This window comes from Pseudomonas sp. BB438, assembly GCF_057180225.1.
The window spans coordinates 3,861,126-3,875,635 of record NZ_CM170001.1; the positions used below are offsets into that span (position 1 = coordinate 3,861,126).

Below are 14,510 nucleotides of genomic sequence, written 5' to 3' on the forward strand. Positions count from 1 at the left end.
CAGGAAACAATCAACAACACTCCAGCTCAAATCGCTTCTACACACAATTCCTTACAGATCAGACACCTGCACCACTTTCAGAATCCATTTCAGAACCAGGAATGTGAACTCATCACGATTGACCCTGAAGTTGCTACAGCTTCTAGACTGCGCCCGCCTTTTGCAGCGGGCATGAAGTTTCCTGCCTCTGCTGCACCGTTATTCACGTCATTACCGAGTAACTATCCATGAAAATCCTGCTCATCGAGGACGACCACAAGACGGCCGATTACCTGCAACAGGGGCTGAGCGAAAGCGGCTATGTCGTCGACCGCGCCGACAATGGCGTCGACGGGCTGCATCTGGCCCGGCAATGCACCTACGACCTGATCATCCTCGATGTGAACCTGCCGCAGATGGACGGCTGGGATGTGCTCGCCAGCCTGCGCCAGCACAGCGATATCCGCGTGATGATGCTCACCGCCCGAAGCCGTCTCACCGAGCGCGTGAAAGGGTTCGACCTGGGCGCCGACGACTACCTGCTCAAGCCTTTCGAATTCCCTGAACTGCTGGCCCGGGTACGTTCGCTGCTGCGCCGCAGCGAGCGTATCGATCAGCCCCAGGTGCTGGAGATCGGCGGGCTGGAGCTGGACCCTGGGCGCCATCGCGCCTACCGGGACAGCAAACGGATCGACCTGACCAGCAAGGAGTTTGCGCTGCTGCACCTGCTGATGAGCCGCAGCGGCGAAGTGCTGTCGCGGACGCAGATCATCTCGCTGGTATGGGACATGAACTTCGACTGTGACACCAACGTGGTGGAAGTCACCATCCGCCGCCTGCGCGCCAAGATCGATGACCCGTTCGCCGACAAGCTGATCCATACCCTGCGCGGGGTCGGCTACGTGCTGGAGTCCCGCGCATGAAGCCGGCCAGTCTGTCGCTGCGCATCGGCCGATGGGTCGGCATTCTGGGTTCGGTGCTGATGTTCCTGCTGATCACGCTCGCCTACCTCGCGCTCGACCACCAACTGGACCTGCGCGCCCACCGCGAACTGAACGACAAGCTGGGGCAACTGCGCCACACCCTCGACGCCGACCCCGGCCTGGCCGCCCTGCCTCTGCGCGGCCATTCCCTGCAGGACCAGTTGATGGGCCACGATAACCTGAGCGCCACGCTACTCGATGAGCGCCCTGGCCGGCCGGCGCAGTTCAATAGCGGGCCGATCCGCGACCTGGCAGTTCTCGACAGGATCGCCGGTGACGGCCGAGCCTTCGGCTGGACCTCGTCGGACGGACGCCGCCTGCTCACCGAACGCAGTCTGGTACGCCTGCGCGACGGCAATACCCTGCCTGCGGATCTTCCTGACACTGGACCGGCGCGACGACGACGCCCTGCTCGGTGCCTTCCTGCGCTCGGCGTGGCTGGCCATACCGCCATTGCTGCTCCTGATCGCCCTCGGTGCGCGGCTGGTGGCCAAGCGAGGCCTATTGCCGTTGCGGCAATTCGGCCAGGTGGCGTCGCTGGTCACCACCCAGGACCTCAGCCACCGCATACCGTTGCAGGATCTGCCGCGGGAACTGGGCAAGGCCGCGCGGGCGCTGAATCTGATGCTGCACAGGCTGGATAACGGCGTGCAGCAGCTGACGCAGTTCTCGGATGACATCGCCCACGAGCTGCGCTCGCCTATCGGCAACCTGCTGGGCAAGGCCCAGGTAACGCTGACGCGATCAAGGACAAAGGACGAGTACGAAGCGGTGCTGGTCGCAAGCACCGAGGAGCTGGAGCGGGTCGGGCGGATCGTCAGCGACATGCTGTTCCTCGCCCAGGTCAGCCACCCGCGTGCACTGTTGCCGCAGGAGCCGGTGCAACTGGAAAAGGAGGCGACGAAGGTCGCCGAACTGTTCGATTTCAGCGCCGAAGAGAAGTCGCTGTGCATCAGCGTCGAAGGGCACGGGCAAGTAACAGGCGACCGCCTGATGATCCAGCGTGCGATCTCCAACCTGCTGTCCAATGCCATTCGCCATACACCCGAAGGTGGTCGCATCGACGTGCAGGTACTGGACGATGGCGACGCCGTGACACTGCAGGTGCAGAACCCGGGAGCAGGTATCGCTGCCGAGCACCTGCCGCATCTGTTCGAGCGCTTCTACCGGGTAGACAAGAGCCGCTCGCGGGCCCAGGGCGGGACCGGCCTGGGGTTGGCGATCGTCCGCTCGATCATGGAGCTGCACCTGGGCGCGGCCAGCGTGCAGAGCTCGGAGGAAGGGCCGACGCGCTTCCTCCTGACATTTCCCTCCTCACCCGACTGAATCAGCGGGTGGCGCGACAGGCCACGCGCTCGGCGCGATACTCGATGGCCTGCTCCTCGCCGAAGGAGTCCCTGTAACGCAGTTGCACCGGTACCACGCCGCAGCCCGTGCTCATCGGTGTCACCGCGACGACTTCGGCGATATCCAGGTTCATCCCATAGGTGTATTGCTTCACCTCCGCCAGCTGCGTTGGCGTGGGGTCGCTTTGCCGGGCCTGCATGGCTTGCTGACGTGCCTGCTCCATGCGAGCAAAGGTGATGTCGCCGCCGCCGTCGGCCAGCGACAGGGAGGACATGCCCAGCAGGGCAGAAAACAGGAAGATGCGGGAGCGTTTCATCGCAGTCACCTCAGGGACAGATTGGAAGTGACTCCACCTTAAAAGTCTGCCGCTAACGGGAAGCTGAGAAATGGATGACGATTCGGTAATCCGGAGCCTTCCCCAATTCGGCGATTTTCCACCACTCATCCGTACAAATTCACACTGGTGAACTCTCGGCGTCCCACAACTGTCTGTGTGCTGTCGGCCCCCCGGGTGGCGCCTCTGGCCACTGGCCACCCGGACAGTCCTGAACCTGCCAGTTCTGAATAATTCGCCCGGCCGACGTATTCGCTCCCGCAAGGCGGGTTTCGTTCCAAGTCATGTGAAGAGTGCCCATGTCCCTATTGCGTCGCTTCCCCGCTCAAGTTTCTCCCCTCAAGACTCGCGCCCTGGGTGCCTGCCTGTTTGCCGCCGTGCTGGCAGCCGGTACCTCGGCCCAGGCCGAGGAGCCCGCTGGCAACGCGCGCTGGGTGAACGACAGCCTGAGCACTTATGTACGCAGCGGCCCCACCGATGGTTACCGTATCGTCGGCACGCTGACCTCCGGGCAGAAGGTCCAACTGGTCAGCACCTCCGGTGACTACAGCCAGGTGCGCAGCGACAGCGGCAGCACCGTATGGATCGCCAGCAAGGACCTGCAGGAAAAGCCCGGCCAGGCCGAGCGCCTGCCGGCGTTGGAGCAGAAGGTCACCGAGTTGACCACCCAGTTGCAGACCATCGACGATTCCTGGAAAAACCGCGTTCAGGGCATGCAGGAAACCCTCGACGCACGCAAGAAGCTCATCGATGAACTGCAGGAAGCCCGCAGCGCACTGGACGCCGAGCTGAACCAGGCACGCTCCCAACTGCGCGACGCCCAGGCGCAACTCGGCGACGAGAACAAGCAGGTGCTGATGCGCTACATGGCCTACGGCGGCAGCATCGCCGGCGCCGGCCTGCTGGCCGGCCTGATCCTGCCAACCATGCTGCGCGTGCGCCGCAAACGCAGCACCGAGTGGGTCTGACGCCACCGCGCCGCATCACTCCGGAAACCTGCAGGGGCGCCCATGGGCGTCTCCAGCGGTGACCTGCACGGGGGCCTCGCCCGCGATCCGTCGCCAGGGCCGGCATCAGGCCCCACGCACCGACCTCAGGCCTTCGCCATCCCGAAACAATGCCGCGCCTGCGGAAACCGGCGCTCGCGCACCTCGCTGGCGAACCGCTCGGCCGCCGCGCCGATCAGCTCGTCCACCCGCACGTATTGCTGCGCAAAGCGAGGAATCTGCTCGCCTGACAACCCCAGCATGTCCTCGGTCACCAGTACCTGCCCGGCACAGGCCGGTGAGGCGCCGATGCCGATCACCGGGATATCCAGGCGCTCACACACCTGCTGCGCCACAGCCTCCAGCACGCCCTCGAGCACCACGCTGAAGGCGCCAGCCGCAGCCACAGCCTCGGCATCGCGCAGCACCAGGGCGGCGCCGGCCTCTTCCTTGCCTTGTACCTTGAAGCCACCCAGGGCGTTGACCTTCTGCGGCATCAGGCCGACATGCGCGAGCACCGGGATGCCGCGCTCGACGAGGAAGGCGATGGTCTCGGCCATCTCCGCCCCGCCTTCGAGCTTCACCGCCTGCGCGCCGCTTTCGGCAAGTACCCGTGAGGCGGCAAGGAAGGCCTGCTGCGGCGAGGCCTGGTAACTGCCGAACGGCATGTCCACCACCACGCACGCCCGTTGCGAGCCGCGGACCACCGCGGCGCCGTGGGCGATCATGGTGTCCAGGCTGACCGCCAGCGTGTGGGGCATGCCGTAGAGGACCATGCCCAGTGAATCCCCCACCAGCAGCACGTCGACGTGCGGGTCGAGCAGTCGTGCCATGGGCGCCGAATAGGCGGTCAGCACAACCAGGCTGCCGGGCTCGCGGCGCCGGCGGATGTCCAGGGTGGACAGGCGTTGTTGGGGGCGGTGAATGCTCATCGGACTCTCCTGCGTCGGGCTGGATTTGGCCGGGGAAAACGCTACCATCGGCCCTCCATGACCCACTTCCGACAGTGAGACAAGCTATGCCGCCTGCGGGACAGGATGCACTGGCGCTTCCTGGCTTTACTTCCCTGCCCCGGCCCGTGTGGCTGCGGGCCTTCGACATGCCCGCCGGCCATGAAGTGGAGCCGCATTGCCACCCCTGGGGCCAGCTGATGTATGCCGCTGGCGGCGTGCTCGAAGCAACGACCGACGAGCACGCCTGCGTGATTCCGCCCCGCCGCGCCATGTGGCTGCCCGCCGGCGTTCGCCACAGCGCCCGCGCGCGCACGCTGGTGGTACACCGCAGCGTCTACCTGGCGCCGGCGCTGGCGGTTGGCCTTGGCCGATGTCGCGTACTGGAAATCTCGCCGCTGCTGGACAGCCTCATCCAGCGCGCCAGCGAGTTTCCCCGCGACTACCCCGATGAAGGTCCGGAAGCCCGGCTCCTGCAGGTGCTGGTGGATGAACTGCACAACGCCCCGGACTCGGGCCTGGCCCTGCCGCTGCCACGCGACGCCCGGCTGCGGCGCGTCACCGATCACCTGCAGGCGTGCCCCGGCGAGCGCCTGGGAATAGAGGACTGGGCGCAGCGCGTCGGGGCCTCGCGACGTACCCTGGCGCGGCTGTTCCGCGACGAGACCGGGCTGTCCTTCCGCGAATGGCGGGAACGCGTCCGCCTGCTCGCGGCGCTGCCGAGGCTGGAGCGCGGCGAATCGGTGACGCTGATCGCCGGCGAGCTGGGCTATGAATCCACCTCGGCCTTCATCGAGCTGTTCCAGCGCCAGCTCCACACCTCGCCTGGAGCGTTGGCGCGGCAGATGCGGGCGGGTGGCGGCTAGCCACGCCCGCGCCGGAAGACGCCGAAGCTCACCTGCAGGAACTGGCCAGGCCTGCGACAGAGCGCGTGGCGGTTGGCGCGGACCCTATCCGCGATCGCGGGCATGGCCCGCGCCTGCATTGCTGAGCTCGATCAACATGAGAATTTCTTGTGTTCATCACGAAAACATTGAGTTTGTTTCATAAAGCCTACACCCGGAGAATTTCGCCATCGTTGATTCACTGGAGAGATTCACATGGCGCTGGCACACAACCTCGGCTTCCCCCGCATCGGCCGCGACCGCGAGCTGAAGAAAGCCCAGGAAGCGTTCTGGAAGGGCGAACTGGACGAAGCCGGCCTGCGCGCCGTCGGCCGCGAACTGCGCGCCGCCCACTGGCAAGTGCAGAAGAACGCCGGTATCGAGCTGCTGCCGGTAGGCGACTTCGCCTGGTACGACCAGGTGCTGACCCACTCGCTGACCTTCGGCGTGATCCCGGAGCGCTTCCGCGCTCACGGTGACGCGAAGCCGACCCTGCAGACCCTGTTCGCCATGGCACGGGGCGTCAGTGCCGGCTGCTGTGGGGCTCACGCTCAGGAGATGACCAAGTGGTTCGACACCAACTACCACTACCTCGTCCCCGAGTTCAGCGCCGACCAGCAGTTCGAGCTGAGCTGGGAACAGCTCTTCGAAGAGGTCGATGAGGCGAAAGCACTCGGTTACACCGTCAAACCGGTGGTGATCGGCCCGCTGACCTACCTCTGGCTGGGCAAGACCAAGGGCGACGACTTCGACAAGCTCGACCTGGTTGAGCGCCTGCTGCCACTCTACGGCCAGATCTTCCGTCGCCTCGCCGCACAGGGCGTGGAGTGGGTGCAGATCGACGAACCGATCCTCGCCCTCGACCTGCCGCAGGACTGGAAGAATGCCTTCGAGCGCACCTACAACCTGCTGCAGAGCGAGCCGCTGAAGAAGCTCGTCGCCACCTACTTCGGCGGCCTGGATGACAACCTGGGACTGGCCGCCGGCCTGCCGGTGGACGGCCTGCACCTGGATCTGGTCCGCGCCCCCGAGCAGTTCCCGACCATCCTCGACCGCCTGCCGGCCTACAAGGTGCTCTCGCTCGGCGTGGTCAATGGTCGCAACGTCTGGCGCTGCGACCTCGAGAAGGCCCTGGACGTCCTGCGCCACGCCCATGACCGCGTCGGCGACCGCCTGTGGGTCGCACCGTCCTGCTCGCTGCTGCACAGCCCGGTGGACCTGGAGCGCGAGGACAAGCTGGATGCCGAGCTGAAGAGCTGGCTGGCGTTCGCCGTGCAGAAGTGTGCCGAGGTGGCCGTACTCGCCCGTGCCATCAACGCGCCCGACGCCCCGGAAGTGACGGCCGCACTGCAGCAGAGCCGCGCCGTACAGGCCAGCCGCGCCGCGTCGCCGCGCATCCACAAGCCGACGGTGAAAGCGCGTCTGGCCGCGGTGAAAGCCACCGACAGCCAGCGCCGTTCGCCCTTCGCCGAGCGCATCCTCCAGCAGCGTGCCGGCCTGGACCTGCCGGACTTCCCCACCACGACCATCGGCTCCTTCCCGCAGACCTCGGCCATCCGTCTCGCGCGCCAGGCCTTCAGGCAGGGCAAGCTCAGCGCCGCCGACTACACCGAGGCCATGCACAGCGAAATCCGCCATGCCGTGGAGATCCAGGAACAGCTGGGGCTGGACGTGCTGGTGCACGGCGAAGCCGAGCGCAACGACATGGTCGAGTACTTCGCCGAGCAGCTCGACGGCTACCTCTTTACCCGTTTCGGCTGGGTGCAGAGCTACGGCTCGCGCTGCGTGAAACCGGCGGTGATCTACGGCGACCTGAGCCGTCCGAAAGCCATGACCGTGGAGTGGATCACCTACGCCCAGAGCCTTACCTGCAAGGTCATGAAGGGCATGCTGACCGGCCCGGTGACCATGCTGATGTGGTCCTTCCCGCGCGAGGACGTCTCCCGCGAGGTGCAGGCGCGCCAGCTCGCCCTGGCCATCCGCGACGAGGTCGTCGACCTGGAGCACGCGGGCATCCGGATCGTGCAGATCGACGAAGCCGCCTTCCGCGAGGGCCTGCCACTGCGCCGCGGCGACTGGGCTCGCTACCTGGACTGGGCGACCGAAGCCTTCCGCCTGTGCGCATCGGGTGTGCGTGACGAAACCCAGATCCACACCCACATGTGCTACAGCGAGTTCAACGACGTGATCGAATCCATCGCGGCCATGGATGCCGACGTGATCACCATCGAGACGTCGCGGTCGGACATGGAGCTGCTGGAGGCTTTCGAGAAGTTCGAGTACCCCAACGAGATCGGCCCGGGCGTCTACGACATCCACTCGCCGCGCGTGCCGGGCAAGGAGGAGATGGTCAAGCTGCTGCGCAAGGCGGCACAGCGCATTCCCGCCGAGCGCCTGTGGGTCAACCCGGACTGCGGCTTGAAGACGCGAAGCTGGCCCGAGACCGAAGCGGCGCTGGTGAACATGGTCGCGGCCGCCCGTGAGCTGCGCAAGGATGTGGCGCTGCTGGGCTGAGAGGACGCCATCCTACGGGGGTGTTCATCAGCTCGCAGGCATCCGCGTACCCCCGTGTAGGAGCGCCGGGCCGAGCCGGGAACGGTCCAGATACCGCGTCGATCCGGCAGATGAGCATGGCGCCCGACCGGCGTAATCTTGGAGCCCTTCCAACCCAGGCACGCAGGACCAGACATGAAGCAGCTGCTCATCATCGGCATCGGCGCGGGCGACCCCGAGTACCTCACCGTCCAGGCCATCAACGCGATGAACCGCGCGGACGTGTTCTTCCTCCTGGACAAGGGCGCGAGCAAGGACAAGCTGATCCAGCTGCGCCGGGACATCCTCGAACGCTACGTCTCCCGCACCGGCTACCGGATTGTCGAAGCCGACAGTCCCGAGCGCGTGCGCGACGGCGAATACGCCGGACAAGTGCGCGGCCTCAACCAGGCCAAGCAGCAGGTTTTCGAGCGTCTGATCGAATCGGAACTGCAGGACGGCCAGTGCGGCGCCTTCCTCGTCTGGGGCGACCCGTCGCTGTACGACAGCACCTTGCGCATCCTCAACGCCATCCTGCGCGAGGGGCGGATAGGCTTCGAGCACCAGGTGATCCCCGGCATCACCAGCGTCCAGGCGCTGGCGGCGCGCCACAAGGTGCCGCTGAACGCGATCGGCCAATCGGTGCAGATCACCACCGGCCGACGCCTGGCGGAGGGCTTCCCGAGCAATGCCGAGAGCGTCGTGGTGATGCTCGACGCCGAAGACACCTACCGCCAGCTGGACGACCCGACACTGGACATCTACTGGGGCGCCTATGTCGGTACACCGGACGAAATCCTGCACAGCGGACGACTCGTCGAGGTCGGCGAGGAGATCCAGCGCACCCGCCAGGCAGCCCGCGAGGCCAACGGCTGGATCATGGACACCTACCTGCTACGGCGCACGTCAGAGGACAGCTGAGCAGCGCCGGCAAAAGCGGCTAGAGTGAGGTCGTCGTGTCGCCAACGCTCGCCGGAGCGCACCGCTCATGTCCAACGCCACCGTTGCCCGCTTCATCGAACACGCCACCCAGTTGAGCCGGCAGGAATCCGAACCCTGCCGGTGCGTGGCCTCGCTGGCGCCCTTCATGATGGAGCTGCTGGCACATGCCGGTAACGTCCTCCAAGCGCGCCACTACTCAGAGCGACCGTTCCACTACGCGCGCAATGAACAACGACCACCTGTATGACGTCGAGGCCGGCACGCGGCATTTCGTCGAGGTGGAACACAACGGTTGACGTACCCGCCGGGCAGGCCTTCCGGACAGTCCGTGAGGCCCGTCTGGCGCGGTCTATACTCATCCGGCGCGCAGAAGGAATTGCTCTGGCGCGCCCCTTTCGGCGGAGGATGGTCAATGAATGCACCTGGTCCCGTTGTACGTCCGACGATCCTGATCGTGGACGATGCTCCCGAGAACCTCACACTCCTCTCGGAGCTGCTCAAGCTGCTGTACCGCGTCAAGGCCGCGCGCACCGGCGAGAAGGCCCTGCAGATCGCCCAGTCCGACGATCCGCCGGACCTCATCCTGCTGGACGTGATGATGCCCGGCATGAATGGCTTCGAGGTCTGTCGGCGCCTGCGCGAAGACGCCCGTACGCAGCGCATCCCGGTGATCTTCATCACCGCACAGGGCGCGGCGGAGGACGAGATTCGCGGCCTGGAACTCGGTGCGGTGGACTATTTGACCAAGCCGATCAACCCGCCCACCGTGCTGATGCGGGTGGACAACCAGCTGCGGATCAAGGCTGCGGCCGACTTCCTGCGCGACCAGAACGAGTATCTTGAACGGGAAGTGCAGCGGCGTACCCGTGAGCTGGCGGCCATTCAGGACGTCACCATCATCGCCATGGCCTCCCTCGCCGAGACCCGCGACAACGAGACCGGCAACCACATCCGCCGTACCCAGCATTACGTCAGCGCCCTGGCCGAACACCTGAAGGAGCACCCGCGCTTTGTCGGCGAACTGGACGAGGAGACCCGGCAACTGCTGCTGAAATCTGCCCCTCTGCACGATATCGGCAAGGTCGGCATCCCCGACCACATCCTGCTCAAGCCCGGCAAGCTCACCGTCGAGGAGTTCGAGCTGATGAAAACGCACACCACCCTGGGGCTCGACGCCCTCGAGAAGGCCGAGGAGCGCCTGGGCATGGACGTACCCTTCCTTCGCCTGGCCAAGCAGATCGCCTACGGCCACCACGAGAAGTGGGACGGTTCCGGCTATCCCCAAGGCCTGGCCGGTGATGCGATCCCGCTATCAGCCCGGCTGATGGCGGTGGCCGATGTCTACGATGCACTGATCAGCAAACGGATCTACAAGCCCGCGATGTCCCATGCAGTGGCGGCAGAGTACATCCAGTCCCAGCGCGGCCTGCACTTCGATCCGGACATCGTCGATGCCTTCGTCACGCTGCAGGACGAGTTCCGTCGCATCGCAGAGCGCTTCAACGACAGTGACGACACCCCAGCCGGGCCCGCACACCTGCCGCGACAGCCATAAGGTCCGTCCCCCCACGCGCACCAACCCTGCCAGGAGGCAGCCCGATGTTGACTCCGCTCGGTTTTCTCCAGCGCCTCAGGTTGCGCACCCGGCTGGTGCTGGGGTTCGGCGGTATTCTGCTGCTCGCCCTGTTCCTTGGCCTGTACGGTCTGCACGTACAGCGCCAGCAGATCGAACAGATCAACGTGATCTACGAGAAGGAGATGCTCGGTCTCTCGCACATCGAAGCGGCCCGCGTCGCCCTCGCGGGCATGGGGCGCAGCATCCGTCAGTTCGTCCTGGCGGGCGACGAGAACGGTCGGGCGCAGGCGGTCAAGCAGTTCAACGAAGTCCGCAGCAATCTCCGCGAGGAAATCGAACTGGCGCGTCCGCTCATCTACCGGACCTCCGCCCAGCAAGGGCTGGTGCGCTTCGAAGCCGCCTACGAGGAGTACCAGGACCAGATCAAGCACGTACTGGAGCTCAACGATCAACCGATCCGCCACGGCCAGGCCACCGACCTGGGCGCCATTGCCCTGCTCTCCTCGACCGCGCTGCAACGGCCGGGCGAGGTTGCCAACCAGGCGCTGGCCGAAGTGGCTCAGGTCAAGCGTCAGGGCGCCGATCTGGAAGTGAACCTGGCCACGGAGCGCTTTTACCGGAGTGTCCAGCTGACCATCTGGTTGCTGGTGCTGGGCCTTGGCGGCGGCATGTTGTTCGGCATCCTGATCAGCCAGTCGATTCGCCGGCCAGCCGACCAGCTGCGGTTCTCGGTGGATGCCCTGAGCAAGGGCGAACTGGATGTGCAGGTACCGTTCCAGGAGTACCCCAACGAGATAGGCGAGATGGCGCGGGCAATTACCGCCCTGCAGTCCGAAGCCCGCCAGATGGCGGACCAGCGCTGGATCAAGACCCAGGTGGCGGCGCTCAGCGGGCAGATGCAGGCCGTCGCCGGCTCCGTGCAGCTGGGCGATGTCGCCCTGTCCTCGCTGGCGGTCCCCATGGCCCTGCGCCGTGCGTCACTGCATGTATACGAGGAGCAAAGCACCGTGCTGCGCCTGCTGGGCAGCTACGCCCCACCACCGGACCTGCCCCACCGCGTCCCCATTGGCCAGGGGCTGATCGGCCAATGCGCCCGGCAGCGGGAGCCGATTCGCCTGTCCCTGCCCGAACGCAGCGTGGAAGGCGAGTATGCCCTCCCGCTGTACCTCGAAGTGCTGCCCCTGATCCACGGTGAACGTCTGGTCGGCGTGATGGCACTGGAGATGATGCAACCGCCCAGCCCCAGCCAGCGAGCGTTGCTGGAGGAATTCACGCCGCTGCTGGCGATGAACCTGGAAATCCTCGAACGCACCTCGCGCACCGAGCAATTGCTGAAGGAAACCCTGACCCAGGCCGAGCTGATGGAGCAGCAGGCTGCCGCCCTGCAGGAAAGCGAGAAGCGCTTGCAGTACATCCTCGACTGCAGCCCGGTCAGCGTGGCCATCGCCACCCTCGACCGCCTGCACCTGGTGAACCCGGCGTTCGTCGAGAACTTCGGCCTGAACATCGGTGATTCCCCGGTCGGTCTTTATGTCGAGCCGGCAGAGCGCGAGACAATCTGGAACGACATGCTGGCAGGCGAGCGGATGATCGAACGCGAAGTCCGCATGTACGACAGCCATGGCGGTGAACGGGACATCCTGGCGACCTACCTGCCCGTCCTCCACCACGGAGAACCTGCCGTGCTGGCCTGGCTGTACGACATCACCGCGCGCAAGCTGGTGGAGCAACAGACGCGCCGCGCCAAGGAACTCGCCGAGGAAGCGACACGGGCGAAGAGCGAGTTCCTGGCCAACATGAGCCATGAAATCCGCACGCCGATGAACGTCATCATCGGCATGAGCAATCTCGCCCTGAAAAGCGGGCTGGACGCGCGCCAGCACAACTACGTGCAGAAGGTGAATCGCTCCGCCGAAGGGCTGCTCGGCATCATCAACGACATCCTCGACTTCTCGAAGATCGAGGCCGGGATGATGAGCGTGGAGCACGTCGAATTCCGCCTGGAGGACGTGTTGGACCAGTTCTCCGCCCTGGTCGGTTTCAAGGCCGAGGAACGCTCCCTCGAACTGCTGTTCCAGCTCGACCAGCGCCTGCCCACCTCACTGGTGGGCGATCCGCTGCGCCTGGGGCAGATACTGCTCAACCTTGGCAACAACGCGGTGAAGTTCACCGAGCTGGGGGAAATCGTCCTGGGCATCGAGCCGGTGATGATCGGCAGCGGCGACGCCGAACTGCACTTCTGGCTGCGCGACACCGGCATCGGCATGACCGCCGAGCAATGCGGCCGCATGTTCCAGTCGTTCATCCAGGCCGACACGTCCACCTCGCGCCGCTATGGCGGCACCGGGCTTGGGCTGTCGATCTCCAAGAGCCTGGTGGAACTGATGGGTGGTCGCATCTGGGTGGAAAGCGAGCCGGGCAAGGGCTCGGTGTTCCACTTCCACGCACACTTCGGTATCCCCGAGACAGCCGCACCTCGGCGCATGCTGCGCGCTGACGAACTGCTTGGGGTACGCGCACTGGTGGTCGACGACAACGCCTCGGCGCGGGAGATTCTCTCAGGCATGGCACTGAGCTACGGGCTGGAAGTGGATGTCGCACGCAATGGCAGCGAAGCACTGGAGTGGATCAGCGAAGCGGAGCAGCGGCAGTTGCCCTACCAGTTGGTGCTGGTGGACTGGCAGATGCCGGGCATGGATGGCATCGAGGTGGTCGCGCGGCTGCACGAAGGCCACTGCGAGGAGGTGCCCGCGGTGATCATGGTCACCGCCTTCGGCCGCGAGGAGGCGCTGGATGCCGCCCAGCAGCGCGGCGTCGAACTGGGCACGGTGCTGACCAAGCCGGTGACGCCCTCTACCCTGCTGGAGTCGATCAACATCGCTCTGGGCAAGCAGAGCGCCGTCGAGCCGCGCAGCCGAGAGCGCCAGAGCGCCACCGACGAGGCCCTGGCCAGCATCGCCGGCAGCCGAATGTTGCTGGTGGAAGACAACGAACTGAATCAGGAGCTGGCCATGGAGCTGCTGGGCAGCGCCGGTATCGAGATCGTGCTGGCCCGCAATGGCCAGGAAGCGCTGGACCGACTGGCCATCGACCCAGCGTTCGATTGCGTGCTGATGGACTGCCAGATGCCCGTTCTCGACGGCTACGCCGCCACCCGGGCGCTACGCCTGCGCCCGGAACTGGCGCAATTGCCGGTCATCGCCATGACAGCCAACAACATGGCCGGCGATCGCGAGCTGGTACTGGCCGCCGGAATGAACGACCACATCGCCAAACCCATCGACCCGGCCGGCATGTTCCTTACGCTGTCGCGCTGGATCAGACCACGGCCGCGAAAGGCCGCCGCCCTGTCGCAGGCAGCGGGCGAGCGGGAAGTCGGCCAACCGGACCTGCCTGGCATCGACACCTCTGCGGGACTGGCGACCTGCGCTGGCAAGAGAGGCCTCTACGAGCGGCTGCTTCGACGTTTCCGGACCAGCTACCGTGACTTCATCCGTGAGTTCCGCGCCCTCGATTCGGCAGGCGATCCAACCGCTCGACGGCGGGCGGCTCACACCCTGCGTGGCGCCGCCGCCAACATCGGTGCGCTGACGCTGGCCAAGAGCGCCACGACGCTGGAAGACGCCTGCCAGGGGCCCATCGACGAAATGCTGATCTCTCGCCTGCTCGTCGAGTTGAAGACGCAGCTGGACATCGTCCTGGCGGGCCTTGAGCACTACGCTGATCTCAGCCCGGCGCAACCAGCAGCGCCCGCCCTGTCAGCCGGGCAGGCCAGTGCCCTCCTCCGGCGCCTGCGCACCTTGCTGGCAGAGAGCGACACCAGCGCCGGCGAAGTGGTCGCTCAGTTGGCAGGGTTCTATACCGAGCCCCCGAAGGCGGCCCAACTGAGGAAAATGGCCGAAACCATCGAGGGCTTCGATTACGAACAGGCGCTGGTGCATCTGAAACAACTCATGGACGAGGAGCCAGGGCAACTCCACGCGCCGTCGTGACCGCC

At 65.6% G+C, this 14,510-nt stretch carries 10 protein-coding genes and 1 pseudogene; 9 read left to right on the top strand and 2 right to left on the bottom strand.

Annotated elements, in window-relative coordinates; all coding sequences use genetic code 11:
- Positions 1–227: 227 nt before the first annotated feature.
- Together AC1ZV1_RS17655 and AC1ZV1_RS17660 are read left to right on the top strand one after the other, a co-directional pair.
- Positions 228–902 (top strand): heavy metal response regulator transcription factor, encoded by a 675-nt coding sequence (locus tag AC1ZV1_RS17655; protein ID WP_484292854.1) that lies wholly within the window; start codon positions 228–230, stop codon positions 900–902.
- A pseudogene (locus tag AC1ZV1_RS17660) lies at positions 899–2,288 on the top strand (heavy metal sensor histidine kinase). Before AC1ZV1_RS17655 ends, AC1ZV1_RS17660 begins: the two are co-directional and overlap by 4 nt.
- Before the next feature lies 1 nt (position 2,289).
- Here AC1ZV1_RS17660 and AC1ZV1_RS17665 read toward each other — a convergent pair.
- Positions 2,290–2,625: a DUF2790 domain-containing protein gene (locus AC1ZV1_RS17665; RefSeq protein ID WP_484292855.1), complete on the bottom strand. Its 336-nt coding sequence runs from the start codon at positions 2,623–2,625 to the stop codon at positions 2,290–2,292.
- Positions 2,626–2,942: 317 nt separating this feature from the next.
- Here AC1ZV1_RS17665 and AC1ZV1_RS17670 point away from each other — a divergent pair, with 317 nt between their 5' ends.
- Positions 2,943–3,611 (top strand): TIGR04211 family SH3 domain-containing protein, encoded by a 669-nt coding sequence (locus AC1ZV1_RS17670; protein ID WP_484292856.1) that lies wholly within the window; start codon positions 2,943–2,945, stop codon positions 3,609–3,611.
- A gap of 125 nt (positions 3,612–3,736) precedes the next feature.
- Here AC1ZV1_RS17670 and panB read toward each other — a convergent pair whose 3' ends face one another.
- Complete coding sequence (gene panB / locus AC1ZV1_RS17675; protein ID WP_484292857.1) at positions 3,737–4,561, bottom strand: 3-methyl-2-oxobutanoate hydroxymethyltransferase; 825 nt, start codon at positions 4,559–4,561, stop codon at positions 3,737–3,739.
- A gap of 86 nt (positions 4,562–4,647) precedes the next feature.
- Between panB and AC1ZV1_RS17680 the strand changes: the two genes are divergently transcribed.
- The 6 genes from AC1ZV1_RS17680 to AC1ZV1_RS17705 all read left to right on the top strand — a co-directional run bounded on the left by AC1ZV1_RS17680 (position 4,648) and on the right by AC1ZV1_RS17705 (position 14,505).
- On the top strand, positions 4,648–5,445 hold the full coding sequence (locus tag AC1ZV1_RS17680; protein WP_484292858.1) for an AraC family transcriptional regulator: 798 nt from the start codon (positions 4,648–4,650) through the stop codon (positions 5,443–5,445).
- A 234-nt stretch (positions 5,446–5,679) separates the two neighbouring features.
- Complete coding sequence (gene metE / locus AC1ZV1_RS17685; protein ID WP_484292859.1) at positions 5,680–7,977, top strand: 5-methyltetrahydropteroyltriglutamate--homocysteine S-methyltransferase; 2,298 nt, start codon at positions 5,680–5,682, stop codon at positions 7,975–7,977.
- 174 nt (positions 7,978–8,151) lie between these two features.
- Positions 8,152–8,916: a precorrin-6A synthase (deacetylating) gene (gene cobF / locus AC1ZV1_RS17690; protein WP_484292860.1), complete on the top strand. Its 765-nt coding sequence runs from the start codon at positions 8,152–8,154 to the stop codon at positions 8,914–8,916.
- Between the two features lie 185 nt (positions 8,917–9,101).
- Complete coding sequence (locus tag AC1ZV1_RS17695) at positions 9,102–9,233, top strand: hypothetical protein (protein ID WP_484292861.1); 132 nt, start codon at positions 9,102–9,104, stop codon at positions 9,231–9,233.
- Between the two features lie 116 nt (positions 9,234–9,349).
- Positions 9,350–10,492, top strand: coding sequence for an HD-GYP domain-containing protein (locus tag AC1ZV1_RS17700; protein WP_484292862.1), 1,143 nt, complete (start codon positions 9,350–9,352; stop codon positions 10,490–10,492).
- A gap of 44 nt (positions 10,493–10,536) precedes the next feature.
- Complete coding sequence (locus AC1ZV1_RS17705) at positions 10,537–14,505, top strand: response regulator (protein ID WP_484292863.1); 3,969 nt, start codon at positions 10,537–10,539, stop codon at positions 14,503–14,505.
- Positions 14,506–14,510: the final 5 nt, after the last annotated feature.

Coding starts and splice junctions, on each gene's coding strand:
- AC1ZV1_RS17655 (WP_484292854.1), top strand. CDS start 228: ATGAAAATCCTGCTCATCGAGGACGACCACAAGACGGCCGATTACCTG.
- AC1ZV1_RS17665 (WP_484292855.1), bottom strand. CDS start 2,625: ATGAAACGCTCCCGCATCTTCCTGTTTTCTGCCCTGCTGGGCATGTCC.
- AC1ZV1_RS17670 (WP_484292856.1), top strand. CDS start 2,943: ATGTCCCTATTGCGTCGCTTCCCCGCTCAAGTTTCTCCCCTCAAGACT.
- panB (WP_484292857.1), bottom strand. CDS start 4,561: ATGAGCATTCACCGCCCCCAACAACGCCTGTCCACCCTGGACATCCGC.
- AC1ZV1_RS17680 (WP_484292858.1), top strand. CDS start 4,648: ATGCCGCCTGCGGGACAGGATGCACTGGCGCTTCCTGGCTTTACTTCC.
- metE (WP_484292859.1), top strand. CDS start 5,680: ATGGCGCTGGCACACAACCTCGGCTTCCCCCGCATCGGCCGCGACCGC.
- cobF (WP_484292860.1), top strand. CDS start 8,152: ATGAAGCAGCTGCTCATCATCGGCATCGGCGCGGGCGACCCCGAGTAC.
- AC1ZV1_RS17695 (WP_484292861.1), top strand. CDS start 9,102: ATGCCGGTAACGTCCTCCAAGCGCGCCACTACTCAGAGCGACCGTTCC.
- AC1ZV1_RS17700 (WP_484292862.1), top strand. CDS start 9,350: ATGAATGCACCTGGTCCCGTTGTACGTCCGACGATCCTGATCGTGGAC.
- AC1ZV1_RS17705 (WP_484292863.1), top strand. CDS start 10,537: ATGTTGACTCCGCTCGGTTTTCTCCAGCGCCTCAGGTTGCGCACCCGG.